The 26,337-nt window shown below is 64.9% G+C and carries 22 protein-coding genes; 12 read left to right on the top strand and 10 right to left on the bottom strand.

Annotated features, from left to right (window positions below; translation table 11 throughout):
* Nucleotides 1–32 precede the first annotated feature (32 nt).
* Nucleotides 33–968, top strand: coding sequence for a LysR family transcriptional regulator (locus P8T11_RS16880; protein ID WP_268080890.1), 936 nt, complete (start codon nt 33–35; stop codon nt 966–968).
* A 65-nt stretch (nt 969–1,033) separates the two neighbouring features.
* Nucleotides 1,034–1,609: a hypothetical protein gene (locus P8T11_RS16875; RefSeq protein ID WP_268080891.1), complete on the top strand. Its 576-nt coding sequence runs from the start codon at nt 1,034–1,036 to the stop codon at nt 1,607–1,609.
* Between the two features lie 254 nt (nt 1,610–1,863).
* Here the strand turns inward: P8T11_RS16875 and P8T11_RS16870 are convergent, their stop codons facing one another.
* From P8T11_RS16870 to P8T11_RS16860, 3 genes are all read right to left on the bottom strand, one after another.
* On the bottom strand, nt 1,864–3,342 hold the full coding sequence (locus P8T11_RS16870; RefSeq protein WP_268080892.1) for an efflux transporter outer membrane subunit: 1,479 nt from the start codon (nt 3,340–3,342) through the stop codon (nt 1,864–1,866).
* Between the two features lie 68 nt (nt 3,343–3,410).
* Entirely contained in the window at nt 3,411–6,626 is a 3,216-nt protein-coding gene (locus P8T11_RS16865; RefSeq protein WP_268080893.1) for an efflux RND transporter permease subunit, read from the bottom strand.
* 26 nt (nt 6,627–6,652) lie between these two features.
* A complete protein-coding gene (locus P8T11_RS16860; RefSeq protein ID WP_277550006.1) occupies nt 6,653–7,849 on the bottom strand; it encodes an efflux RND transporter periplasmic adaptor subunit in 1,197 nt (398 codons plus the stop codon).
* Between the two features lie 384 nt (nt 7,850–8,233).
* Here P8T11_RS16860 and P8T11_RS16855 point away from each other — a divergent pair, with 384 nt between their 5' ends.
* The 4 genes from P8T11_RS16855 to P8T11_RS16840 all read left to right on the top strand — a co-directional run bounded on the left by P8T11_RS16855 (nt 8,234) and on the right by P8T11_RS16840 (nt 12,472).
* On the top strand, nt 8,234–9,346 hold the full coding sequence (locus P8T11_RS16855; protein WP_268080894.1) for a LysR family transcriptional regulator: 1,113 nt from the start codon (nt 8,234–8,236) through the stop codon (nt 9,344–9,346).
* A gap of 164 nt (nt 9,347–9,510) precedes the next feature.
* Entirely contained in the window at nt 9,511–10,626 is a 1,116-nt protein-coding gene (locus P8T11_RS16850; RefSeq protein WP_268080895.1) for an AI-2E family transporter, read from the top strand.
* Between the two features lie 117 nt (nt 10,627–10,743).
* A complete protein-coding gene (locus P8T11_RS16845) occupies nt 10,744–11,526 on the top strand; it encodes a phytanoyl-CoA dioxygenase family protein (RefSeq protein WP_268080896.1) in 783 nt (260 codons plus the stop codon).
* A 118-nt stretch (nt 11,527–11,644) separates the two neighbouring features.
* A complete protein-coding gene (locus P8T11_RS16840; protein WP_268080897.1) occupies nt 11,645–12,472 on the top strand; it encodes an IclR family transcriptional regulator in 828 nt (275 codons plus the stop codon).
* A 359-nt stretch (nt 12,473–12,831) separates the two neighbouring features.
* Here the strand turns inward: P8T11_RS16840 and dapA are convergent, their stop codons facing one another.
* The 5 genes from dapA to P8T11_RS16815 form a co-directional block, all read right to left on the bottom strand.
* Entirely contained in the window at nt 12,832–13,737 is a 906-nt protein-coding gene (gene dapA / locus P8T11_RS16835) for a 4-hydroxy-tetrahydrodipicolinate synthase (protein WP_268080898.1), read from the bottom strand.
* 36 nt (nt 13,738–13,773) lie between these two features.
* A complete protein-coding gene (locus tag P8T11_RS16830; RefSeq protein WP_268080899.1) occupies nt 13,774–15,549 on the bottom strand; it encodes an ABC transporter permease subunit in 1,776 nt (591 codons plus the stop codon).
* Between the two features lie 4 nt (nt 15,550–15,553).
* On the bottom strand, nt 15,554–16,669 hold the full coding sequence (locus P8T11_RS16825; RefSeq protein ID WP_268080900.1) for an ABC transporter ATP-binding protein: 1,116 nt from the start codon (nt 16,667–16,669) through the stop codon (nt 15,554–15,556).
* Nucleotides 16,670–16,729: 60 nt separating this feature from the next.
* Nucleotides 16,730–17,812 (bottom strand): ABC transporter substrate-binding protein, encoded by a 1,083-nt coding sequence (locus P8T11_RS16820; RefSeq protein ID WP_268080901.1) that lies wholly within the window; start codon nt 17,810–17,812, stop codon nt 16,730–16,732.
* A 90-nt stretch (nt 17,813–17,902) separates the two neighbouring features.
* Entirely contained in the window at nt 17,903–19,330 is a 1,428-nt protein-coding gene (locus tag P8T11_RS16815; protein ID WP_268080902.1) for an FAD-binding oxidoreductase, read from the bottom strand.
* Nucleotides 19,331–19,635: 305 nt separating this feature from the next.
* On the opposite strand from P8T11_RS16815, the gene proC reads away from it, so the two are divergent.
* Complete coding sequence (gene proC / locus P8T11_RS16810; RefSeq protein WP_268082336.1) at nt 19,636–20,442, top strand: pyrroline-5-carboxylate reductase; 807 nt, start codon at nt 19,636–19,638, stop codon at nt 20,440–20,442.
* A 63-nt stretch (nt 20,443–20,505) separates the two neighbouring features.
* Here the strand turns inward: proC and P8T11_RS16805 are convergent, their stop codons facing one another.
* Entirely contained in the window at nt 20,506–21,954 is a 1,449-nt protein-coding gene (locus P8T11_RS16805) for an MFS transporter (protein WP_268080903.1), read from the bottom strand.
* 179 nt (nt 21,955–22,133) lie between these two features.
* On the opposite strand from P8T11_RS16805, the gene P8T11_RS16800 reads away from it, so the two are divergent.
* The 4 genes from P8T11_RS16800 to P8T11_RS16785 all read left to right on the top strand — a co-directional run bounded on the left by P8T11_RS16800 (nt 22,134) and on the right by P8T11_RS16785 (nt 24,250).
* Nucleotides 22,134–22,493: a helix-turn-helix domain-containing protein gene (locus tag P8T11_RS16800; protein WP_268080904.1), complete on the top strand. Its 360-nt coding sequence runs from the start codon at nt 22,134–22,136 to the stop codon at nt 22,491–22,493.
* Nucleotides 22,469–22,612 (top strand): hypothetical protein, encoded by a 144-nt coding sequence (locus P8T11_RS16795; RefSeq protein WP_268080905.1) that lies wholly within the window; start codon nt 22,469–22,471, stop codon nt 22,610–22,612. Before P8T11_RS16800 ends, P8T11_RS16795 begins: the two co-directional genes overlap by 25 nt.
* An 84-nt stretch (nt 22,613–22,696) precedes the next feature.
* Nucleotides 22,697–23,404, top strand: a complete 708-nt coding sequence (locus tag P8T11_RS16790; RefSeq protein WP_268080906.1) for a PadR family transcriptional regulator — start codon at nt 22,697–22,699, stop codon at nt 23,402–23,404.
* 30 nt (nt 23,405–23,434) lie between these two features.
* A complete protein-coding gene (locus P8T11_RS16785) occupies nt 23,435–24,250 on the top strand; it encodes a siderophore-interacting protein (protein WP_268080907.1) in 816 nt (271 codons plus the stop codon).
* A gap of 197 nt (nt 24,251–24,447) precedes the next feature.
* Here P8T11_RS16785 and P8T11_RS16780 read toward each other — a convergent pair whose 3' ends face one another.
* Nucleotides 24,448–25,344 (bottom strand): LysR family transcriptional regulator, encoded by an 897-nt coding sequence (locus P8T11_RS16780; protein WP_268080908.1) that lies wholly within the window; start codon nt 25,342–25,344, stop codon nt 24,448–24,450.
* Nucleotides 25,345–25,445: 101 nt separating this feature from the next.
* Between P8T11_RS16780 and P8T11_RS16775 the strand changes: the two genes are divergently transcribed.
* A complete protein-coding gene (locus P8T11_RS16775) occupies nt 25,446–26,306 on the top strand; it encodes an isocitrate lyase/PEP mutase family protein (protein WP_268080909.1) in 861 nt (286 codons plus the stop codon).
* Nucleotides 26,307–26,337 lie beyond the last annotated feature (31 nt).

Here is a 26,337-nt window from a genome sequence, read left to right as displayed (position 1 = left end):
TACGAGACAACCCCCCACGGACGAGGGCCTGCATGGACTGGACCCACCGCCTGCGGCTGCGCAATCTGAAGATGCTGTTGAGCTTGGCGCAGACCCGCAACATCAGCCATTCGGCGGCCATGCTGAACACCACGCAGCCCGGCCTGTCGAAGTGGCTGAAAGACCTGGAAGACGATATCGGGCTGCCGCTATTTGAAAGGCATGCGCGCGGCTTGCGTCCCACCCCGCATGGCGAGGTGCTGATCGCGCACGCGCAGCGGCTGGAGGCGCAACTGGACCGCGCCGGCGCCGACATGGCTGCGTTGCGCGAAGGCGGTGGCGGCCGCGTGGTGATTGGGGCATCCGGCGCGTCGGCCTCCGACACCGTGCCGCTGGCGGTGATGAAGCTGTTGGAACGCATGCCGCAAGCGCGCGTCAAGCTGGTGGAAGGCACTACCGACCGGCTGCTGGCGCAATTGGCGCAAGGCGATCTGGATATCGTGGTGGGCCGCTCGGCGCCGGAACACCACGACCCGGCCATTCGCTTTGAAGCGCTGTACCTGGAACCCATCCACCTGGTGGCGCGCCCGCGTCACCCGCTGTTCGCGATTGAACAGCCGACCTGGCCGGATCTGTTGTCGTATCGATGGATTCTGTGGCCCAAGGGCACACCGATCCGCAACGCGGTGGACGCGGCACTGGCGGCGGCCGGGCAAGCGCCGCCGGCTGATCACGTGGAATCGAATTCGGTCACGATCAACCTGACGCTGATCAATAACAGCGACATGATTGGCGTGGCCTCGCACCGCGCGGCGCTGCGTTTTTCGCAGATGCGGGCGATGCGGATCATTCCGGTGCGGCTGTCGGGCTTTGGATCGGTGGCGATGTACTGGCGCGAAGATGCGTTCCGGCCGCTGGCGGTGCAAGAGGCCATGGCGGCGCTGCGCAACACGGTGGCTGAACACGCGCCGGGCGTGACCAGGCTGTGAGGTGACGGTGAAGTGACGAAGACCCGACCATGATTTGACTGCGATGGGACGATGACTAGACTGTGATGCCCTCAACCGACGACAGGCCCAAGGCCGGACTGAACACATTGATCGCGCAATGCCGCAAGGTAGAGGCGGCGCTGTCCGGCACGGAGGATGCGGACGACCCGATGGCGTCATCGGCGATGCACCGCTTCGTGGCCGACATGGACGCCCGCCGCGCGCCGCCGGGCATGTGGTCGCCGTTGGCGCTGGCGGTGCTGGTCATGACGGGCGGCTTAGGCGTGGGGATTGAGGTGCTGAGCCTGTTGCTGCGATCCGCCGGCGCCGCGTGGGCGGCGTTCGCGTTGGTGGCGGTCTGCGCGGGCACGGCGCTGGCCCTGGCGATAGGCGTGGTGTGGGTGATGGCGGGCAGGTCCGCCGGATTGGTGGTGGTGAAGTGGCTGGTGCTGGCGCTGGTGACAATCGGCGCCCTGGGCGTGGCGGTATGGACCCAAGGCGGGGTGCGCGCCGTGGGGCCGGTGGTAGCGCTGCTGGGCGGGTTGGGCGCATGGCTGGTCGTGAACAGCGCGGCGTTCTATGTCTTCGCCGGATACCGCGTGGCGCAGCGCGTGGCGCAACGCGAGAAACCCCAACCGTAGGATGGGTGCAGCGCGGCAGGGATTTCAATAGAACAAAATTGCCAATCGCGCGAAACCCATCAAGCAGCGCCACAGTTCTTCTGAAGCTTAGCCACACAGCAACCGTTGCATGATGGGTTACGCGCGATTGGCGTTTGGGTGCTAGGCCAGACTGTGCCGCGCTTCACCCATCCTACGGGTTTGGCATCGTGTGATGGGTTACGCGCGTTCAAAAGTCGTGTTCTTTGGTCGACCCCTGCCGCGCTTTACCCATCCTACCGGGCTGCCACTGAATCCGGGGGGACGGGGTTGTCCCAGCCGCCGCCGATGGCGCGGATCAAGGCTACCGCCGAGCGGGCCTGTTCGCCGCTCAACTGTACGGCAACGCGTTGCTGCAGCAGCACGCTGCGGTCGGCTTCGATCACGTCCAGGTAGCTGATGCTACCTTCGCGATACTGCGTGTGCGACAGCATCGCGGCGCGGGCCGAAGCTTGCACGGCGGCGTCTTGCGCCTTGGTCTGGTCGGCCAGGATGCGCAGGTTGGCCAAATTGTCTTCCACTTCGCGGAAGGCGTTCAGCACCGTCTGGCGATACACGGCAACGTCTTCCTCGTACACGGCGCGGGCGCGGTCCAGGCCGGCCTGACGGCGGCCGCCGTCGAAGATGGGCATCGACAGCGCGGCGCCCACCAGGGGGCCCAGCAGGAACGTGCGGCTGGACCACTGGAACAGGTTGCCCAGGTCGGACGATTCATAACCAAAGGCGCCGGTGATGTCCAGGCGCGGGAAGAACGCGGACTTGGCCGCGCCCACGCGGGCATTGGCGGCGGCCATGGCGCGTTCGGCGGCGGCGATGTCGGGGCGGCGTTCCAGCAAGGTGGACGGCAAGCCTGCCGGAATCGACAGCGCCACCTTTTCAATCGGCTGCGGCGGCATCGTGAAGTCAGACGGGGCGCGGCCCAGCAGCACGGCCAGCGCGTGTTCGGCGGCGGCGCGGCGGCGGTCGATGCCCAGCGCTTCCGACTGCGCGGAGGCCAGTTCGGACTTGGCGCGCGCCAGGTCCAGTTCGCTGATGTCGCCGGCGTCGAAACGGCGCTGGATCAATTGCAGCGTGTCGGTGCGCAGCTTGACCGTCTGGTGGTAAAGCTGCGATTCGGCGTCCTGCTCGCGGACCAGGAAGTAGGTCGATGCCACGTCGGCCTGCAAGGCCAGCAGCACCGAGCGGTACAGCGCCTCGCTTTGCTGGGCGTCGGCGGTGGCGGCGTCCGCGGTGGATGCCACGCGGCCAAACAGGTCGGCTTCATACGACACGGCGCCTTGCGCGCGCCACGTCGTCACCGGGCTGGTGGACGTGCCGTCGGGCAGGCCTTGCGACACGGCCGACGGACGCTGGCGGTTCGGGCCAAAGGCCGCGTCCAGCGTCGGGAAGAAACCGGCGCGGGCCTCGCGTTGCAGTGCGCGCGACTGCGCCAGACGGGCGGCGGCGGCTTGCAGGTTCTGGTTGGCCTGCTGCGCTTCTTCTTCCAACTGGTTCAGGCCTTCGTCGCCGAACACCTTCCACCAGGCGCCGCGCAGCGCGTCTTCCGACGGTTCGGCGGGCTTCCAGGTGCCGGCTTCAGACGCGGGCAGGGCCGCTTCCTTGAAGGCCGCCGGCGCGGCGGCGGAGGGCTTTTCGTAGGTGGGGCCCACCGCGCAGCCGGCCAGCACGAGCAGGACGGCAAGCAGGGCGGAACCGCGGGTCAGTCTTTGGATCATGATGAATTCTCTTTGGCGCGCGCCTTGCCTTGTGGGGCAAGACGCGCTGGCTTCTCTTCTGGCCAACTTCAGGCGTGAGGCTGCGTGGTGGGCGGCGCGTTCGTGTCGATGTGCGGCGCGCACTCTGGCGCTTCATGCGGGGCCGCCGAATGCAGCGGCTTGCCGCCCAGCGAACGCAGCAACACGTAGAACACCGGCGTCAGGAACAGGCCGAACAAGGTCACGCCCAACATCCCGAAGAACACGGCCACCCCCATCGCATGGCGCATTTCCGAACCGGCGCCCGACGACAGCACCAGCGGCACCACACCCATGATGAAGGCGATGGACGTCATCAAGATCGGGCGCAGACGCAGGCGGCTGGCTTCAATCGCGGCTTCCAGCGGCGTGCGGCCACTCATCTCAAGCTCTCGGGCAAACTCCACGATCAGAATCGCGTTCTTCGCCGACAAGCCCACCAGCACCATCAAGCCGATCTGCGTGAAGATGTTGTTGTCGTTGCCCGTCAGGTACACACCCGTCAGCGCGGCCAGGATGCTCATTGGCACGATCAGGATCACGGCCAGCGGCAAGGTCAGGCTTTCGTACAACGCGGCCAGCACCAGGAACACCAACAGCACGCTGATGGGGAACACCCACAAGCCGGCATTGCCCGCCAGGATCTGCTGATACGTCAGGTCGGTCCATTCGAACTTCACGCCACGCGGCAGCGTTTCGGCGGCGACACGTTCCGCCGCGGCTTGCGCCTGGTCAGACGAATAGCCGGGCGCCGGGCCGCCGTTGATGTCGGCGGCGGTGTAGCCGTTGTAGCGCACCACCATTTCCGGGCCGAACGTTTGGTTGACCGTCACCAAGGACGACAGCGGAACCATGTCGCCCGCCGCGTTGCGGGTCTTCAGTTGCAGGATGTCGTCGGCATGCGCGCGGAACTGGGCATCGGCTTGCGCCCGCACCTGGAACACGCGGCCAAAGCGGTTGAAGTCGTTCACGTACATCGAGCCCAGGTAGATCTGCATGGTGTCGAACACTTCCGTCACCGGCACACCCAGCTGCTTGGCCTTCACGCGGTCCAGGTCCACATCCAATTGCGGCACGTTGATTTCATAGCTGGAGAACGCCGGGCCCAGTTCAGGCGTTTCGCGCGCCTTTGCCAGGAAGGCCTGCTTGGCCTTGTCCAGTTCGGCATAGCCCAGCGCCGCGCGGTCTTCCAGTTGCAGCTTGAAGCCGCCCAGCGTGCCCAGGCCCATCACGGGCGGGGGCGGGAACACGGCAATGAACGAGTCCTGAATGGCGGCAAACTTCTGGTTCAGCGATGCGGCAATGGCGTCGCCCGACAGCTCGGCGCTCTTGCGTTCGGCAAAGGGCTTGAGCGTGACGAACACGATGCCGGCGCTGGAACTGTTGGTGAAGCCGTTGATCGACAGGCCGGGGAACGCAATCGCGGATTGCACGCCGGGTTCTTTCAGGGCGATATCGCTCATGCGGCGGATCACCGCTTCCGTGCGGTCCAGCGACGCGCCGTTGGGCAACTGCGTGAAGCCGATCAGGTACTGCTTGTCCTGCGCGGGCACGAAGCCGCCGGGCACCAGGTACGACACGCCAAGCGTCGCGGCCACCAGCACCGCGTACACGCCCATGGCGCCTGCCTTGCGGCGGATCACCCGCGACACACCCGTGCCGTAGGACTCGGACGCGCGGCCGAACATGTTGTTGAACCAGTTGAAGAAGCGGCCGAAGACGCGGTTCATGCCGCGGGTCAGCCAATCCGGCTTGTCGTGATGGCTTTTCAGCAGCAGGGCCGACAGCGCGGGCGACAGGGTCAGCGAGTTGAAGGCCGAGATCACCGTCGAAATGGCGATGGTCATGGCGAACTGCTTGTAGAACTGGCCGGTCAGGCCCGTCATGAAGGCCAGCGGCACGAATACGGCGCACAGCGTCAGCGCGATGGCGATGATGGGGCCGCTGACTTCACGCATGGCCCGATACGTTGCGTCGCGTGGACTCAAGCCCGCCGCGATGTTGCGTTCCACGTTTTCCACCACCACGATCGCATCGTCCACCACAATCCCGATGGCAAGCACCATCCCGAAGAGTGACAGCGCGTTGATGGAATAGCCGAACACCAGCAGCAGCGCGAACGTCCCCACGATGGAAACCGGCACTGCCAGCAGCGGAATGATCGATGCGCGCCAGGTTTGCAGGAACAGGATCACCACCAGCACCACCAGTGCAATGGCTTCCAGCAGCGTGTGCACCACGGCTTCGATACTGGACCGCACGAACTGCGTGGGGTCGTATTCGATGCGGTATTCCACGCCCGGCGGGAAGTCTTGCGACAGTTCGGCCATGGCGGCGCGCACCTGGGACGACACGTCCAAGGCATTGGCGCCCGGCGACTGCATGATGCCCATGCCCACCGCCTGCTTGTTGTCCAGCAGCGAACGCAGGCCGTATTCCTGGGCGTCCAGTTCCACGCGGGCAACGTCGGACAGATAGGTCACGGCGCCATCGGGCGAGGTCTTCAGGATGATGTCGCGGAACTCTTCCTCGGTTTGCAGCCGGCCGCGCGTATTCACGTTCAGTTGCAGCGGCACGTCGCCTTGCGTGGGCGATGCACCGATCACGCCGGCAGCCACCTGCACGTTTTGTTCGCGGATGGCGGCCACGACTTCCGACGCCGTCATGCCACGCTGGGCGACCTTTTGCGGGTCCAGCCAGATGCGCATCGAGTAGTTGCCCGAGCCCCACACCGTGACTTCACCCACGCCCGTGATGCGAGCCAGGCGATCCTTGATGTTCAGGATTGCGTAGTTGCGCAGGTAGGTGATGTCGTAGCGGTCGTTAGGCGAGATCAGGTGCACCACCAGCGTCAGCGTGGGCGAACTCTTGGCCGTGGTCACGCCCAGGCGTTGCACGTCCGGCGGCAGGCGCGGCAGCGCTTGCGACACGCGGTTCTGCACCAGTTGCTGCGCCTTGTCCGGGTCCACGCCCAGCTTGAAGTTGACCGTCAGCGTCAGGTTGCCGTCGCTATTGGCTTGCGACTGCATGTACAGCATGTCTTCGACGCCGTTGATGGATTCTTCCAGCGGCGACGCGACGGTCTCGGCGATGACCTTGGGGTTGGCGCCCGGATACTGCGCGCGCACCACCACCGACGGCGGCACGACTTCCGGGTATTCGGAAATGGGCAGTTGGAACATGGCCAGCAGGCCGGCCAACAGCACCAGGATGGACAGCACACCGGCGAAGATCGGCCGGTCGATGAAGAACTTTGAGATATTCATGAACGTTCTCTGAAGACGCGCGGGCCTTACTGGACTTGGGCCGCGGCGGTCTGCACCGGCGCGCGCTTGGCGGCGACCATGGGCACGACGGTGGGGGTCACGGCGTCACCGGGGCGGATGCGTTGCAAGCCGTTGACGACAATGCGGTCGCCGACGGCAAGCCCGGAATCCACGACCCGCAGGCCTTCCTGGTTGGCGCCCAGCTTGATCTGGCGGTAGACGGCGTGGTTCTTGTCGTCCAGCACCAGCACGTAGCGCTTGTCCTGGTCGGTGCCGATGGCCTTCTCATCGATCAGCACGGCGGAACGGGGCTCGCTGCCGCCCAGGCGCACGCGGGCATATAAACCGGGCAAGAGCGAGCCGTCGGCGTTGTCGAACTCGGCGCGCACACGGATCGTGCCCGAGGTGGCATCCAGCCGGTTGTCCACCGACTGCACGACGCCCGTGCGCGAATAACCTTCTTCGTTCGCCAGGCCCAGTTGAACCGGCACCGAGCCCGCCTTGTCGTTGCGGGCGGGGTTGACGTACTTCAGGAAGGTTTGTTCGTCCACGTCGAACGATGCGTACATCTTCGACACCGACACCAGGGTCGTCAGCGGCACCGAACCGGCGCCGGCGGCCACCACGTTGCCCTCGGTGACTTCGGCGCGCGACACGCGGCCGTCAACCGGCGCTTCGATGCTGGTGTAGCCCAGGTTCAGCTTGGCGTAGTCCAGCGCGGCCTGCGCGCCTTGCAGGTTGGCGGCGGCTTCGCGGGCGGCGTTCTGCTTTTCCTCGAAATCGCGGCGGGCGATGGCGTTGTCCTTCAGCAGGCGCTGGCCGCGCGCAAGATCGGCGGCGGTGTAGGAGGCGCGGGCGCGGGCCGCGGTCAGGGCGGCGGCGGCGCGGTCCACCTCGGCCTTGTAGGGGCGCGGGTCGATGGTGAAGAGCACGTCGCCCTTCTTGACGATGCTGCCGTCCTGGAAATGCACTTTGGTCAGGGTGCCCGACACCAGCGGGCGGATGTCGACGCGGTCGATGGCTTCCAGGCGGCCGGAATAGCGCTGCCAGTCCACGATGGTCTTGTTGACCACTTCGGCCACTTCCACGGGCGGGGCGGCCGGGGCGCCCTGGGCCATGGCGACATTGCCGCCGGCGGGGCCGCGGGTCAGGGCGTAGCCGCCTCCGGCCGCCAGCACGGCAGCAAAAACAACGAGCAAAGCAATACGATTACGCGAAACCATGATGTTTCCTTGAGTGGTATAGGTGCGAAAGCGCGCTTGTTTGGGCCTGGGGCGGAGGCGGCCGCGGCGGTCGGGCATGGCAGTCCTGAGCATCCGTTGGACCTTGCTTATGCTGCATCGCAACATTCAACAGAGTTGGGATCCCGAGGCAGAAAACCCAGTTGGCGGCTGGTTTCTACGGGGACGGAAAGCTGAGGATTGACATGCCCTGTGGGATCGCCGGGAGGCAAGGGCACTTCAAGATGGTTTGCATTCTGAGTGTTTTGTGGGGCCGGATAAACTCAGTTATTTCGGCAACACTGTTCGACACGGATGACTAATCAGCGCCGAAATCGGGTTATGCTCCGTTCACCCCGACTTATTTGCCTAAAGGACACCGTTGCCATGGACCGTTTTCAGGCTATGCAGGTGTTTGTGCGCGTCGTGGACGCCAACAGCTTCACGCGGGCGGCCGACAGCCTCTCGCTACCGCGCACCACCGTCACCACCATCATCCAGAACCTCGAACGCCTGCTGGGCGTGCGCCTGCTCAACCGCACCACGCGCCGTATCGGCCTGACGCCGGACGGCGCGGGCTATTACCAGCACTGCGTGCGCATCCTGGCAGACGTCGAAGAAACCGAGGCCTGCTTCCAGGAAGCGGCGCTGCGCCTGAAAGGGCGGTTGCGCATCGATGTGCCGACCTGCATCGGGCGGCTGATCCTGATTCCCGCATTGTGTGATTTCCACGACAAATACCCCGACGTCGAGCTGGTGCTTGGCCTGGGCGACCGCCCGGTGGATATGGTGCAAGAGGCCGTGGACTGCGTGATCCGCGCGGGCGACCTGGAAGATTCCAGCCTGGTGGCGCGCCGTATCGGCACCCTGCAGACGGTTACCTGCGCGTCGCCCACCTATGTGGCGCGCCATGGCATGCCGCAAACCATCGAATCGTTGCGCGACCACCACGCGGTGCATTACTTCATGAGCCGCACGGGCCGTAACTGCGCGTGGGACTTCAAGGTGGACGGCAAGCATCAGGAAGTGGACATGAAGGGCACGGTGGCGGTGAATGAAGCCGGCGCCTATCTGGATTGCGGCTTGAAGGGATTCGGCCTGATACAAGTGGCCCGCTATATGGCGTTGCCCTATTTGCAGTCGGGCGAGCTGATCGAGATCCTGCCGCAGTGGAAACCCAGCTCCACCGCGATTTCGGTGCTGTACCCGCAAAGCCGGCAGTTGTCGCCCAAGGTGCGCGCCTTTACCGACTGGGTGGCGGAATTGTTCGCCGGATGCCCCTTGCTTAGCGGCCGTGACGAAACCGACCCGGCGGCGGCCAGTTGCGGCGTCTACCAGCGTCAACTGGGCATGCCCAGCGCCATGACAATGGGCGCGCCGGCGGCTCAGCCCCAAGCCGAGCCCGTATTGGCTCAAACCGGTTTGGCCCAAGCGGGTCTGGCCCAAACTCCGCCGCGCCGTCGCAGCCCGCGCGAAGAAGCGGCCGAGTACGCGCTGTAAGCCCTGAGCGTGGCGCGTCCGGTGGCGCGTCACGCGTTCACGCCACGCAGTCAGACCACGGGAAACCCCGTAGTAAATACAGGGATCGTGTCCCTCGTATTTTTTGAAACGTCTGTATAGTCCGACAGTCAAAGCCTACAACGCCCTTACTGTCGATCCGCTCTATGCAGCCTGTACTTCCCGCTTACCTGATCGCCCGTTGGCTGCTGCTGCTTGTGCTGTTGGCAGGGGTGTACTTCCTTAGCGGATTCCTCGTCCCCGCCCTGGCGGCAATGATTATCGGCCTGGCCACCTGGCCGCTGTACCGGCGCCTGGTCGTGCGCTGCGGTGGCCGTACGGCAATAGCGGCTTCCTTGGCCTTGCTGATGGTCGTCGTGGTGCTGATCGTGCCGATGTCATTCGCGCTGTCCTACGCCATCAAGGAAGCCAGCACCTTCTTCGCCTGGGCCATCGCGGCCAACCGCCACGGGGTGGCGGTGCCCAACTGGATCTCGTCCATGCCCGTCTTCGGCGAACGCCTGGGCGAGTACTGGGAATCCTATATTGGCCAGCCGCATGCGCTGGGCGAACTGGTCGAGGCGGTCAGCGGCGAGCACCTGGGCAACATCTACCGCATGGTGCTGGCGGCCACGGGCAACGTGTTCCAGCTGTTACTGACCGTGCTGTTCATGCTGATCACGCTGTTCTTCGTCTACAAGGACGGCGTGCGCATGGTGGCGCAATTGGACGTGCTGGGCGAACGCATCCTGCCGGCCCGCTGGCAGCGTTTTTCGCGCGTGGTGCCGGCCACCATCAATTCCACCGTCACGGGCATGGGTCTGATTGCCCTGGGCGAAGGTCTGGTGCTGGGCATTGCGTACTGGGTGGCGGGCGTGCCGTCGCCGGTGCTGCTGGGCGTGGTGACCGGCTTCATGGCCTTGATCCCGGGCGGCGCACCGCTGTCGTTCACGCTGGTGTCGCTGTATTTGGTGGGCTCCGGCCATCTGGTTGCGGGCATCGCGCTGATGGTCTGGGGCAGTGTCGAACTGTTCATCGTCGACAAAACGCTGCGCCCGCGCCTGGTGGGCGGCCCGGTCAAACTGCCGTTTCTGCCGACCTTCTTCGGGCTGGTGGGGGGCGTGAAGACGATGGGCATCGTGGGCTTGTTTGTCGGCCCCGTGTTGATGGCGCTGCTGGTGGCCGTGTGGCGAGAATGGGTCCATCACGAGGTCCAGGAACGCGACGCCGGACGATCCCAGCGGCCCTTGCCGCCACAGGCTGAAAAAACGCCTTCCGCCTGACGCGCGGCCCCGGGCGCTTTGGTAATCTAGCCATCCCCGCGTATACCGGCGCCTGACCGGTACGCGCCTGCCCCGCAGGCAGACGCTTCGCAACCGCCGCGGGGTGTGAGGATTGAGATGTCCGGGTTTCTGCATGATGATCAGATAGCCGTCCTGCGCAAGCAGGGCTTTGTGGTGGCCCGCCAGTTCGCGGACCCCAGCCAGGTGGCCTCGCTGCGCGCGCTGGCCCAGCGCCACTTGGCGGAGCATGTGGCGCCCATCGAATACGAAGCCGACCTGCAATACCCCGGCGCGCCCGCGTCGCGCGGGGCTGAAGGCGGCTTGACGGTGCGGCGCTTGTTGAACGCCTATGCCCGCGACCCTTTGTTTGCGCAATGGGCGACGGACCCGCGCATTGGCCAGTGGTTGGGGCGTTACTTCGACGAACCGCCCGTGCTGTCCACGGTTCATCACAACTGCGTGATGACCAAGCACCCGGCCTACGGCAGCCTGACGGGGTGGCATCAAGACATTCGATATTGGTCTTTTTCGGACACCGACCTGGTTTCCTGTTGGCTGGCCCTGGGGCCCGAAACGCGCAACAACGGCGGTTTGTCTTTCATCCCGGGTTCCCACGCGGCGGCCTTTGCGCCCGAACAATTCGACGACAAGAAATTCTTTCGCGAAGACGTGCCGCAAAATACCGATTGGATTGCGCGCGCGGTGTGCCCCGAGCTTCAGGCCGGCGACGTGGTGTTCTTCCACTGCCGAACGTTGCACGCGGCGCAAGGTAATCGTAGTGATCAAGTGAAGCTGTCGGTGGTGCACACCTATCACCCCGCGTCATGCCAGCCCGTGGCGGGCACCCGTTCGGCATCGCAGCCCGGCGTGCCGCTGATGGTGGCTGCTGAAAGTGATTGATATCTGCTATTAATAATTGAATTACAATTAAATCAAGCGCAATACGCGATGCGGGCCGGCAAATCCCGCATCGCGTTGATGTTTGCGTGGCCTCCCTAGAACTCAATAGGCTGTTCCCGTGCGCAAAACAAGCATCGACGACACACAAGAACCGCAGGCGCCCACCGCAACCCGGTCGTCGCTGTTTGTCGGTTCCACAGAAAAAGCATTTCAGGTGTTGCACGCCTTCGACGGTTCAAAACGGCACATGACCCTGGCCGACATCGCGCGTGAGTCGGGCCTGGACCGCAGCGCCACGCAGCGCTTGGTCTACACGCTGGAAACGCTGGGCTATCTGCGCCGCATCCCGGATACGCGCAACTATGGGCTGACGCCGAAAGTGCTGCAGTTTTCGTACAACTATGTGCGCGCGAACGAGCTGATCGACAAGGCATCGCCGTATCTGCTGGACATCAGCCGCACGCTGGGTGAAACGACGAACCTGCAAGAGCTGGACGGCCACGAGATCGTCTTCGTGGCACGCTTTCCCGGCCATCATCTGGTTAACGTGGACATCGCTGTCGGCAGTCGCCTGCCGGCATTTTTCACGGCGTCAGGCACGGCGATCTTGTCACGGCTGTCGGATGAGCATCGCCGCGAGATTCTGGCGCAGACCAGGCTGGAATCGATCACACCGTATACCGAAGTGAACCCCGAGAAGTTGCTGGACCGCGTGCAGCGCGTGGCCGAAAAAGGCTACGCGATCATCGTGAACGAGACGGTGTTGGGCGATATTTCAGTGGCGGCGCCCGTGACGGACCATCGCGGGTTCGCGGTGGCCGCCATCAATATTTCGGTCCCCACGACACGTTGGACAGTGGCCCGCGTCGAAGCCGAATTGGCCCCCCACGTGCAGGTGGCGGCCACATCGATTTCAAAATCGAAGTTCGCGGGGTATTCGAGGTAGGGGATGCTTCTGTGATGGGTTCCGTGCGCTAGGCGCCAGCGTTCTTCTACACGCCCACACGCACTTCACCCATCCTACAATGCGACGTTCAAGCGCCCCATCGTAGGATGGGTGAAGCGCGGCAAAATCACCGCAAGAACGCCAACCCCCACCGCGCGCAACCCATCACGCAACGCACGCCGAAGCCACCGTAGGATGGGTGAAGCGCGGCAAGATCACCGCAAGAACGCCAACACCCATCGCGCGTAACCCATCGTGCAACGCATGCCGAAGAAATCGTAGGATGGGTGAAGCGCGACAATATCACCGCAAGAACGCCAACACCCACCGCGCGCAACCCATCGCACAGCCAAATCCGCCTACCTCACCCCCTCAAACTCCGCCAACAGCGGCATCAACTCCTCACGCAGCGCCGCCTGCAACCCCTCCGCCGGCGCCACCAACGGATCCAGCACCTCGGGCGCATTCACTCCGATCAAATCCATCACCGACTTCATTGGCCCCGGATTCGTTTCCGCGAACGCCAGGTTCATCAACGGGATCAAGCGGCGATGCAGTGCCATCGATTCACTCGTGCGACCTTCCATTGCCAACGAATACACCTGCTTCCACGCCGACGGCAGCAGGCTTGCCGTCACCACGATCCCGCCCTTCGCGCCGGCGGCCAGATGCACCGGCAACAAGGTGTCTTCGCCGCTGAACACCGCGAACGATTCATCCACCCCCGCCACCGTGCGCAGGAAGTGGTACATGTCTGTATTGCAGGCCTTCATGCCGATGATGTTTTCATGGCGCGACAGCTCATGCAGCACCTCCGGCGCAATCGCAATCCTTGTGCGGTACGGAATTTCGTAGATCATCACGGGCAGCGGCGACGCGTCCGCATAGCGCAGGAAATAATCGCGTATGCCCGCTTGCGTCGGGGTCGTGTAGTACGGCGTCAGCACCATCAAGGCATCCGCGCCAGCATCCGCGAATTCATTGCCCGCTTGCAGCGCATCATGAAAGCCGGGGTCCAGCACACCAGGGATCACCGGCACGCGGCCGGCCACGGCGTCCACCGTCAGCTTGCACATGCGGATGCGTTCGGCGCGGGCCAGCGCGCCGTACTCGCCCGTGCCGCCCAACGGCACGATGCCGTCGATGCCTTGCTTGAGCAGGTAGGCCACCAGCGCCTGGGCCGCCGTGGCGTTGATGGTGTCGTCGGCGTTGACCGGCGTCGGGATCGCGGGAAAGACTCCGCGCAGATGGGTTGCGTTCAGCATATTGGGGTTCCTAAAGATAAATCAAACGCGCCGGGTTCAGTTGGCCAGGCTGCGGCGGCGCAGCCTGTCGGCCAGCCAGATCAGCGCGGCAATGAAAATGAACAAGCAGGTGGATACCGCCGCAATCACGGGTGAAATCTGCAGCGTCACCTCGTCCCAGAACTGCTTGGGCAGCGTGGCGTTCAGACCGCCCGAGGCGAACAGCGCAATCGTCAATTCATCGAACGACGTGGCGAACGCGAACAGGAACGACGACATCAGCCCCGCGCCAAGAATCGGGAACGTCACGAAGCGCAGCGTGGACCACGGCCCCGCGCCCAGGCTTTGCGCCGCCAGATCCAGTCGCGTGTCGTAGTTGCGCAGCACCGCCATCATCGTGATCACCACATACGGCACCGCCACCACCGTGTGCGCCAGGATCAGGCCGATCATCGAGCCCACCAGGCCCACGCGGGCGAAGAAATAGAACATGCCCACGGCGATGATCATGCGCGGCACCACGATGGGCGACAGCACGAAGGCCAGCATCGCCGACTTGCCGCGCATGTTGGCGCGCACCAGCAGGAAGGCGGCGGGCGTGCCGATCAGCATCGCCAGCAAGCCCGTGCCCACCCCCACGATCAGCGACCGCGTAATGGCCTGCATCCATACGGGCGACGTGAACATCTGCTCGTACCATTGCAGCGAAAAGCCCTTGGGCGGCCACGTCAGCCCGGACCCGGAATCAAACGACAGCGGAATCATCAAGAACGCCGGCGCGCTAAGAAACGCCAGCACAATCAGCACCATCCACCACAGCGTGCGCGACTGCCCGGTGCCCGACACCGAGCGCCGCATGCGCTTGGGCAGCAGCGCGAACAGCGCATCCGACACATTGGCCAGCACCGTCAGCACCGCATCACCCGCGCGGCGCGACAGGCTTTCCTTGCCGGATGCGCGCACGCGGGTAGACGCGCCGCCCGTCATGGTGGACAGGCCCAGCACCTTGTCGTAGATGGCGAACACCACCAGCACCACCACCAGCAGCAGCACCGACACGGCGCCGGCGAACTCCCAGTTCATGGTCTGCTGCACCTGGTCGATGATGATCTGCGTGATCATCGTCTCCTTGCGCCCGCCCAGCAGCGCGGGCGTGATGAAGAAGCCGATGGCAGTCACGAACACCATGATGGCCGCCGCCGCGACACCCGGCATCGACAACGGAAAATAGATCTTCCAGAACGCGGTGCCCGGGCGCGCGCCCAGCGTGGACGCGGCGCGCGGCAGGTTGCGGTCGATGTTCTCCATGACGGACAGCATCGTCAGCACCGCCAGCGGCATCAGCGCATGCACCATGCCCACCAGCACGCTACCGAAGTTGTAGAGCAGGTTGGCGGGCGCATCCAGGATGCCCAGCGCCTGCAGTAACTGGTTCACCACGCCATTGCGGCCCAGCAGCACCACCCACGCAAAGGTGCGCACCAGGAAGCTGGTCCAGAACGACAGCAGCACCCAGAACAACAGCGAGGTCTTGCGCTTTGCCGTCAGGCTGGAGATCAGGTAGGCCACGGGGTAGCCCGCGACCACCGAGAAGAACGTCGTCCACAACGAGATCTTCAACGTGATCAGCAGCACGTTGATATACACCGACGAATCGAACAGCCGGTGGTACTGCGCCAGCGTGAAGCCCTGGTCGTCGACCACGCTTAACAACAGCAACTGGCCGACCGGGTAAATCAGCAGCACCAATAACAGCACGACCAGCGGCGCCGCCATCAGGAAATGGCGGCGGCCCGGGCTCATGCGCTTGCGAGGGGTGGCAAGGGTAGTCATGCGTTCACTCCGCAATCGCCACTGCGTCGGCGGCTTGCCAGCTAACGGTCAAGGGTTGTCCGATGGCGTATTGCTCGGCCTGCCGCTGCGTCGGATACGCCACGACGATAGGCGCGGCGTCTGGCACGCCCGAGTCCAGATACAGCTTGGTCAGGCTGCCGGTCACCATCACGTCCAGCAGCGTGCCGGTCAGGTCGGGCCGCGTCAGGTCGGGCCGCGCCAGGCCGGGCTCGGCCGCGCCCACGCCCACGCGCAGGTTCTGCGGACGCAGCATCACCGTGACCTTCTGGCCGGCCTTGATGGGGGCGCCGTTGGACAGCGCCTGGCCGGTCACGCCCTGATGCGCCAGCTTCACGGTCAGCGTGTCGCCGTCCACCGACGTGACTTCGCCTTGCAGCAGGTTCGATTCGCCCAGGAAATCGGCCACGAACAAGGTACGGGGGCGGAAGTACAGGTCGGCCGGCGTGCCCAGTTGTTCGATCGCGCCGCCGTTCATCAGGCAGATGCGGTCGGACATCGTCATGGCCTCTTCCTGGTCATGCGTGACGTACACGATGGTGGTGCCCAGCTCGCGGTGGATGCGCTTGATCTCCAACTGCATCTGGTCGCGCAGCTTCTTGTCCAGCGCGCCCAACGGTTCGTCCATCAGGATGATGGCGGGGCGGTAGACCATGCAGCGCGCCAGTGCAATGCGTTGCTGCTGGCCGCCCGACAACTCGCGGGGCAGGCGCGTGGCCACGTGCGGCAGGCGCACCATTTCCAGCGCCTCGTGCGCGCGGCGGCGCGCTTCGGCCGCCGGCACCTTGCGCATCTTCAGGGGGAACGCGATGTTCTCCTCGATGCTCATGTGTGGAAACAGCGCGTAGTTCTGGAACACCATGCCGATATCCCGTTCGTACGGCGCGCCATAGGTGACGTCGGTGCCGTCGATCAGCACGCGGCCCTCGTCGGGCTGCGCCAGGCCGGCGATCAGGCTCAACAGGGTGGTCTTGCCCGAGCCGGACGGACCCAGCAGCGTCAGGAATTCGCCGCGGGCGACGTCCAGGTGCGTGGGCGCCAGCGCAACGAAATCGCCATAGCGTTTGCCCAGGCCCGAAATTTGCAGATTGGAAGAAGACATGGTGTTCAACACGTTAAAGATGCCCGGTGCGCGCCACGGGCGTGGCGCGCGGTTGACGACTTACTGCAGGACCCAGCCGTTGAAACGCTCAAGCACGTCGCGCTGCTTGTCCAGCCAGTACGCCGCGTTGATGTGCAAGCCGGTCTTGATGTTGTCGGGGTGGGTGGGGCAATTGCGCGCCACGTCCGCCTTGATGTAGTCAAAGGCGGCGGGCTGCGTGACGCCGGCGGCAAAGTACTCCACCAGCGACGCCTGGCGCTTGGGGTCGGACGCAAACTTGATGAATTCGCGGCAGGCGTCGGCGTTGGGCGAGCCTTTCAGAATGGCCCAGTTGTCGCAGCCCCAGATGTTCTGGTCCCACACGATCTGCACCGGCGCGCCATTGGCAATGGCCGATTGCGCGCGCGACACCCAGGTGGCGATCATGTCGACTTCGCCCGATCCCAGCATCTGTTCGACCTGCGCGCCCGTGTTCCACCACACGTCCACCGACGGCTTGATCTTGTCCAGGCTGGCCAGGGCGCGGTCGATGTCGCAGGGGTAGACCTTGTCGGCGGGCACGCCGTCGGCCATCAGGGCTTCTTCGATGGTGTCGAACGGGTGCTTGCGCAGGCCACGACGGCCGGGGATGTCTTTCACGTTCCAGAAATCGGCCCACGACTCGGGCGCGCGGCGGCCCTTGAAGGCGTCGGTGCGGTACGCCAGCACGGTGGTGTAGACGTTGTTGCCCACGCCAAAGGGCGACATGTATTGCTTCGGAATGGTGGAGATGACCGGGTCGGATTCCAGGCCGTGCTTTTCCAGATAGACCTTGCCGCCTTCGGTCAGCATCAAGATGGCCGGCTGGCTGATCTTGGCCATGTCCCAGGTGTAGTTGCCGGTGTCGACCATGCTGCGGATCTGTGCGGTGGGCTCGGCGTTTGCCTGCACGCCCACCACCTGGATGCCGGTCGCTTCCGAGAACGGCTTGTAGAACACGGCGCCATACGCCTTGCTGTAGATGCCGCCGTCATCGCGCACCACGATGCGCTTGGAGGCCGCGCGCGACGGCGTCCAGATCATGGGCATGGCCAGGGCGGCGGCGCCGGCGGCGACGGATTTCAGCGCGTTGCGGCGCGAAGCGTTGTGGGGGATGGATTTCATGGAAGACTCCTGCGGGTCGGGTCAGGGACGACGGGTCAAGGGGGCTAATCAAGGAATAGGGATCAAAGGCGGCGGGTCAAAGACCGCCGTTCATGGCAGCAAGCGGCCGGGGTTGAACAAATTGGCGGGATCAAAGGTGGACTTCAATGCGCGCATCATCGCCAGCTCAACCGGCGACTTGTAGTGCGCCATCTCGGCCAGCGACGTGCGGCCCACGCCGTGTTCGGCGCTGAAGGTGCCGCCCAGCGCATCGGCCACGTCGTTGACGGCGCGGCGGATGTCGGCGGCCATCGTGTCGCGGTCGGGCAGGGCGTTCCAGGCGTCGAACGTGAAGAAGGGAATGAAGTGCACGTTGCCATCGCCCAGATGCGCGACGATCAGCACGGGCAGGTCCGGCACCAAGCTGCGCACGGCGGCGGTGGCCTCGTCGATAAAGCGCGGCACGCTGGAGACCGGCACGGCGCTGTCGGTGGTCAGCCCCACGCCCGCTTTCTTATTGCCTTCGGACACGCTGTGGCGCACTTCCCACAGCGCGGCGCGCTGGGTGTCGTTGCTGGCCAGCACGGCGTCGTGCAGCAGGCCACGTTCAGAAGCTTGCTCAAGTGTCTGCTGCAACAGGTCTTGCAGTTCTTCGCCGCTGCCGGTGTCGGACAGTTCAATCAGCACATGCCACGGGTGCGTGCCGTCCAGCGGATTCTTGCGCCCCGGCACGTGCGCCATCACGATGTCCAGTTGGTTGCTGTCGATCATTTCAAAGGCAGACAGGCGCGAACCGCAGGTGCGTTGGAACATGCCCAATATGTCCAACGCCGCTTGCGGGCTGTCCGGCGCCACCCAGGCCACGGCGTGGCGGGTGGGCAGGGGATGCAGCTTGAGCACGGCGGCGGTGACGATGCCCATCGTGCCCTCGGCGCCGATGAACAGATGCTTGAGGTCGAAACCCGTGTTGTTCTTGCGCAGCGCCGTCAGGCCTTTCCAGATGGTGCCGTCGGGCAGCACCACTTCCAGGCCCAGGATGTTGTCGCGGGTATTGCCGTAGCGCAGCACGCCGGTGCCGCCCGCGTTGGTGGCGATGGTGCCGCCAATCTGGCAGGAGCCTTCGGCGCCCAGGCTGATCGGGTAAAGCCGGCCTTCGGCGGCGGCGGCGTCCTGCACCGTGGCCAACACGCAGCCTGCTTCGACTTCCATGGAATTGTTGGCCGCGTCGACCCGGCGCACGCGACGCATGCGGGCCAGGTTCACAATGACGGGCGGCTTGCCGCTGGCGGCCGGCACCGCGCCGCCGCACAGGCTGGTGTTGCCACCCTGGGGCAATACCGGCGTGGCATGCGCCTTGCAGAGCCTGACGATGTCGGCCACCTGCTGCGTGTTGCCCGGTAGGGCGACGCACAGCGCCGGCCCCTTGTACCGGCCGCGCCAGTCTTCGGTGTAGCCCGCGGTGTCGGCCTCGGTATGAAGGATGGCGTCGGCGCCCAGGGCCTGGGTCAACGCGTCTAGCAGGGTGATGCCGTTGGTCATGTCTGTGGTCCCGAATGAAGCTCGGGGTTCAAGGGAACCCGAGTGCATTGAGGCACAGCATACGATCGATTAAATCGCTTTTCGATTTGATTAATCGTATATCAATTGATTTTAGGGTATGTCCTAGGCGGAAATCCTGCATGGCGACACGGGCTTAGCGTGCAGCAATGCCCGCCTCGTCGTCTAATGGCACGCCCGGATTGCAGCCGCCAAAATGATCGAAATACAATCATATCGTGCGTTATGCAATCTACTGCAAACCTGCTTGCACACCCGGCTTGCAATCTTCCTTGGACCCCATCCCTATGCGCGAAAAAATCGTTTTCATCGGAGGCGGCAACATGGCCTCCGCCATCATTGACGGCTTACTCGGACAGGGCCGTGAACTAGCCGATTTCCTGGTGGTTGAGCCTTACGCGCCCACGCGCGACGCACTCATCGCGCGCGGCCTGGCCTGCCGGGAAAGCGTGGGGGCTGACATTGGCGGCGCGGTATTGTGCGTGCTGGCCACCAAGCCGCAAGGGCTGCAAGAAGCCTGCGGGCAGGTGCGTGAATTCCTGCCGGCTGACGCCACCGTGATCAGCATCGCGGCGGGAGTGGATCTGGCGTCGTTGTCGCAATGGCTGGGCGGACACGCGCGCATCGTACGCGCCATGCCCAACACGCCCGCCAAGGTGGGCCTGGGCATGACGGGCCTGTACGCCACGCCGGCGTGCGCGGAAGCCGACCGCAATCGGGTGGACGCCCTGTTCGCCGCCGTGGGCGAGCGCATCTGGACCGATACCGAAGCCATGATCGACGCCGTGACCGCCGTGACGGGCAGCGGCCCCGGCTACGTGTTCCATTTCATGGCGGCTCTGGAAAAGGGGGCGTTGGAACTGGGCTTTTCGGCCGACGATGCGCGCCGCCTGGCCGTGTCCACGTTTCGAGGGGCGGCGGGCTTGGCAGCTAGCGAAGCGGTGCCACTGACGGAATTGCAGGAACGCGTCACGTCCAAGGGCGGCACCACCTACGCGGCGCTGTCGCACATGCGGGATGCCGGCGTGGCCGATGCGATCACGCAGGCGGTGCGCAAGGCCGAAGCGCGGGCGAGGGAGTTGTCGGCGGGCTGAGGCGGTGGGCTGAGTCAGCGGCTCAGGCCCGCGGTCAACCCGCTTTTGTGGCGCGGCCCGAGGCTACAAACCCCGGCGGCTCAACCACCATAACAACAGCACTGCCGCCGCGATCGCCGCGACGTTGAACTGCATCGCCGCGCTGAAGGCATGCGCGTAGCGTTCGGGCGCGCTGGCGTCGGCATGGGTTTGCAAGGCGCCGCCAAACAGCATGCCCGCCGCCGCGACGCCCAGCGCGGCGCCTACCTGTTGCAGGGTTGACACCACGCCAGCCGCCATGCCGGCGTGATGGTCCTCGACCAGGCCCAGCGCGACGTTGACCAGTGGCGTATTGACCGCGCCCTGCGCCGCGCCCAGCCACACCAGGGCGGGCACCAGCGACCACGGCGACAAGTCCGCGCCGGCCACGCCCACCTGCACCATCAATGCCGCGGTGGCGCCGCCGTACAGCAGGGCGGCCAGCGTAATGGCGGGCGTGCCGAAGCGGGCCACCAGGCGTGGCGCGGCCATGGACCCGGCCACAAAGCCGACGCTTGCCGGCGCGAATATCAACCCGGCCGTCAACGCGTCCAGACCAAAGCCGGTTTGCACCAGCATTGCGTAGCAAAGAAACATGGCGCTGGCGGTCGAGAACACCAGCATTACCAACAGGCACCCCACCGCAAAGCGCGGCTGCGTCATCAAGCCCATGTCGACCAGCGGGGCGCCGCCGCGCGCCTTGACACTACGTTGCATACGCACGAACGACAGCAACAGCAGCACGGCCACGGCGCCACACGCTACCGACCACAAGGGCCAGTGTCGCGCCGGCCCCTCAATCAGCGCCAGCAGCAGCAAGGCCAGGCCCGTGGCCACGCACACCGCGCCGTGCCAATCCATGGCCGCGCCGTAAGGCTCGCGGGATTCGGGAATGTGGCGCGCCAAGCGCCAGGCCAACAAACCCAGCGGCACGTTGATCAGGAAGATGGTGCGCCACGCCAGGCCAAACAGGTCGGCATGCACGATCCAGCCGCCCAGCACCTGGCCCGCAATGGCGGCCAGCCCCAGCGTCATGCCCATCAGACCGAACGCGCGCCGCCGCGCCTGGCCGTCGAAACTGACACGTATCAACGCATAGACCTGCGGAAACAGCATGGCCGCCGCCACGCCTTGCAGTACCCGTGCGCCGATCAGCGCGTTGGCGTTGGGCGCCAGTCCGCACAGCGCGGAGGCCAGCGCGAAGCCCGCCATGCCCAGCATGAACAAGCGGCGCCGGCCGTGGCGGTCGCCCAGGCGGCTGCCCGCGATCAGCAACACGCCATACGCCATTTCGTAGGCGGCAATGATGAAGTTGATTTGTGAAAAGCTGGCCGCCAGCGTGCTTTGCATGCTGGGGATGGCGACGTTCACCACGAACAAATCGAAGATGGTGATGAAGCCGCCCGACAATAGGACAGCAAGACCCAGCGGGCCCAGAGTGGGGGTGTCGGGGGTGGCGCGGGAGCGTGGGGAAGGCAGGGCGTTCGAGGTCATGTCAGCGCTATTGGATTGGGATCCGCGCTATTCTGGGCGGGCTCGTAGCCTTATACAATTTAGCTGTTTATGCTGTTACTACAGGCAATAGCCGGGCAACAGCAACGTGCCAGCCGTAACCCGTCAGCCGTAATCAGCCCGCAGTCGCCTCGTCCACCAAACCCGATTCGCGTCCCTTCATGACCCCAAACCCCATCCCCGAACGCCTGGACCGCACGCGTCCCGACCTGGCCGAATTCCTGCGCCTGCGGCGTGCACGCCTCAACCCGTCGGACCTGGGTTTGCCCGCCGGCAGCCGCCGCCGCACCCCCGGGCTGCGCCGCGAGGAAGTCGCCGCGTTGGCCGGCGTGGGCCTGGCCTGGTACACGTGGTTTGAGCAAGGCCGCAACATCAGCGTGTCGGCCACCTTCCTGGAAAACCTGGCGCGCGTTTTGAAGCTGGACGCCGCCGAACGCCGCCATCTTTATCTGCTTGCATGGGCCAGCGCAAGCTGCATGTGGAGACGCTGGGGGATGTGGCGTTGGAACACGCCACGCTGACTGTCGACGAAAGCCGTCATCTGCGCCTGGTCGTCTACGCGGCGGCGCCCGACGAACCCCGGGCGGCGGCGTTTACGCGCTGGTTGGCTACGGGTTCCGACACGGGGGGCGTCGCCTAGCGATACAAGCTTCCGGTTGACGGCTGGAATTTTGCGGGTGTATCGTAAGATCTATATCGTTAGATACATCGTAAGAGGCATTCTATGCATCAGCACAACGTCGATCCCTTCCATCGCCACGCCCATGCCCACGGGCATCGTGGCCATCATCACCACCACCGCCACCATCACCCCCACCACGCCAGTGCCGGGGGTGATTGGTTTTCCGGACCGCCTGACGGGGGGCGCGGCGACGCTGGCGGGTTTGGCGGCGACGGCCGTGGCTTTACCCGCGGCCGCCGCGTGTCCGCCGATGACTTGCAATTGATGCTGCTGGGCTTGCTGGAACAGAACCCCAGCCACGGCTATGAGCTCATCAAGGCCTTCGGCACGCTTAGCAATGGTTTCTACACGCCCAGCCCCGGCATGGTGTACCCCGCGCTGACCTATCTGGAAGAGCTGGGCTATGCCACGGTGGAGCAGGACGGCGCCAAGAAGCGCTACCACCTGGCGGAACCCGGCCGGGTCCATCTGGACGCGAATCGTGAGCGCGTGTCGATGATGCTCAACCGCTTCAAGCACATCGCTCGCAAGATGGATTGGATGCGGCAGGCATGGAGCGGCGAGCCGCGCAGCCTGGGGCCGGAAGGCGAGGACGCGCGTACGGGCTGGGTGCCCGAGTTTGTCGAGGCCCGCCACGCGATCCGCCGCGCGCTGATGGAACGCACCGATGCCTCGCCCGCCGAACAACGCCGCATTGCCGCCATCCTGGCGCGCGCTACCGACGAGATCAACGGCAAGCCCTGTGCTTGATCCCGCACTTTTCCAGAATTTGGAGCTTTGATGAATCGTAGTGACCTGACCGTGGAGCGCGTGCGCCACAACTTGAAGATGCGCGTACTGACTGTTCAGCGCGTTGAGCGCGTCGCGGGCCTGTTGGCCCGCGTTACCTTCACCGGCGACGACTTGCAGGACTTTGTGTCCGCTTCGTTTGACGACCACGTGAAGCTGTTTTTCTCTGCCGATCCTTTGCTGCCGCCGGCATTGCCCAGCGTGGGTCCGGATGGCGTCAAGTTTCCTGAAGGGGTGCCGAAGCCTGCGGCGCGTGATTACACGCCGCGCCGTTTTGATGCGGAGCGTCGTGAGCTGGAGATTGAATTCGTGCTGCATGGCGACGGCCCGGCTTGCATGTGGGCGGAACAAGCTCAGCCGGGTCAGCAGTTGGGCATTGGCGGCCCGCGCGGTTCGTTCGTGGTGCCCAAGGCGTTTGATTGGCACGTGCTGATCGGCGACGAAACCGCGCTGCCCGCAATTGCCCGCCGGCTGGAGGAATTGCCTGCAGAGGCGCAGGCGGTGGTGCTGATTGAAGTGCCGTCTGCTGAGAACGAGATGCTGCTGAAGTCGGCGGCGAATGTGTCGGTGCGCTGGTTGCCGCGTAACGGCACCGCGCCGGGGTATAGCACGCTGCTGCTGGATGCGGCGCGTGAATTGACGCTGCCTGAAGGGGAAGGCTATGTCTGGGTCGCGGCAGAGTCCGCCGTGGCCAAGGCCGTGCGCGAAATCATGGTGTCACGGCATGCGATCGATAAGTCTCGTATCCGCGCCGCGAGCTATTGGAAGCGCGGGGCGGTGGCGGTACATGAGTCGCATGAGGGGTGACCATCTTACGTCAGTGCCATCGTAGGATGGGTGCAGCGCGGCAGGGGCGTGATAAAAACCGAAGCGGTTAGCGCGCGGAACCCATCTTGCGGTGCGGGTTCTTGCGTTGGGCTTGATACGAATTGGGGCGTTGCTTGATGGGTTTCGCGCGAACGGCGTCTGCGTTCTTTTTTTGGCCCCCTCGCGCTGCACCCATCCTACGGGGTTGGCCTTGGCTTTTCGCTTGCCAGGCGCAACAGGTTTTCTATGCGGCCGCGGGGATTTTCTGCGCGTACCGCCAGGCCTAGCACCGCGCGGGGCCAGTCCAGGGTGAAGGGGCGGTAGACCACGCCGTCGGGACGCAGGGGGCGTAATGACGCCGGCACCACCGCCACGCCCATGCTTGCAGCCACCAGGTTCACCGCCGACGATAACTGCGGTGCGCGCTGGCCGATCAGCGGGTTCAAGCCGTGCTGGCGGCACGCCGCCATGATGTCCGCGCTTAGCCCATAGCCGGATTTGCGCGAATACAGGATGAAGCGTTCCTGCGTCAGATCCTTCGGCGCCAAGCGCTTGCGGCGCGCCAGCGCGTGGCCCAGCGGCAAGGCCACCACCAGCGGTTCCTCGGTCAACTGCGTGAACGTCAGCCCGCCGTCCAGCGCGAACGGCGGGCGCACGAAGGCGGCGTCGATCGCCCCATCGCGCAGTTGCGCCACCAGCGTCTCGCTATCGCCTTGCGACAGCGTCATCTCAACGTCGGGATACTGCTGGCGATAGCGTCGGATCACTTCCGTCACCACGCCATTGAACGAGGCCGACTCCGTAAAACCCAGCGCCAGTTCTCCCACCTCGCCTCGGGCAGCGCGTTGGGCCGTCTGCACCGCGGCCTCCGCGCGATGCAGAATATCCTGCGCGCAGGCCAGGAACGCGCGGCCCGCGTCGTTCAGCACCACCCCGCGCCCCGTCCGGTCGAACAGCGGCGTGCCCACTTCCTGTTCCAACTGACGAATCTGCTGGCTCAGCGGGGGCTGCGCCATGCCCAGGATTTCCGCCGCGCGCGTGAAGTGCTGGGCCTCGGCCGTCACCACGAAATACCGCAGATGCCGCAGTTCCATATCGATACCTTTTAAATACTGAACATCAACATTCCATATATTGGACATTCTAGTCCGGCAAGCCGATCATGCACGCATCGATCCCGCTTTCAGGAACCCGCATGAACTCCTCTCTGACACCCGGCGCCTTGCTGCGCCAGCATTTGGCCGATGGCATCGTGGTGGCGCCCGGCGCGTATGACGGCATGTCCGCGCGGCTGGTGGCCATGGCAGGATTCAACGCTGTGTACGCCAGCGGCGGCGCCATCGCACGGGCGGCGGGCTACCCGGACATCGGCCTGCTCAGCTTTACGGAAGTGATGGACCGCGTGGAAAAGATCGTGGACGCAAGCGGGCTGCCGGTGGTGGCCGACGCAGACACGGGCTTCGGCGGGTCCGCCAATGTTGAGCGCACGGTACGCATCATGGAACGCGCGGGCGTGGCGGCCTTTCATATCGAAGACCAATCGTTTCCCAAGCGCTGCGGCCACCTGGATGATAAGAGCCTGGTGGACGTCGAGGAAATGTGCCGCAAGGTCCACATCGCGCGGCAAACATTGAGCGACCCCGATACGCTGGTCATTGCGCGCACGGACGCCATCGCGGTCGAAGGGTTTGACGCCGCCCTGGCGCGCGCCGAGCGTTACCTGAAGGCGGGCGCCGACATGATTTTCGTGGAAGCGCCTGAGACGCTGGCGCAGATCCGCGCCATTGCCGATCGCCTGCCAGGCTTGAAGCTCATCAACATGTTCTACGGCGGCAAGACGCCGCTGGTGCCGCTGCCCGACCTGGCGGCCATGGGTTATCGACTGGCCATCATTCCGTCGGACCTGCAGCGCGCCGCCATTCACGCCATGCAGGCCACGCTGGCCGCCATCAAGCAAACGGGCGACAGCAGCGCGCTGGCCGACCAGTTGACCAGCTTCAAGGAACGCGAAGCCATCGTTCAGACCCAGCGTTACCTGGCGTTGGACACGCAATAGGCGTCCAACGCCAGGGCTTCACGCCCGCGCT

The sequence above is a fragment of the Achromobacter spanius genome, from assembly GCF_029637605.1.
Classification (GTDB): Bacteria; Pseudomonadota; Gammaproteobacteria; order Burkholderiales; family Burkholderiaceae_B; genus Achromobacter; species Achromobacter spanius_E.
Note: the sequence above shows the minus strand (reverse complement) of the source record. Positions and strands in the feature narration are given on the sequence as shown.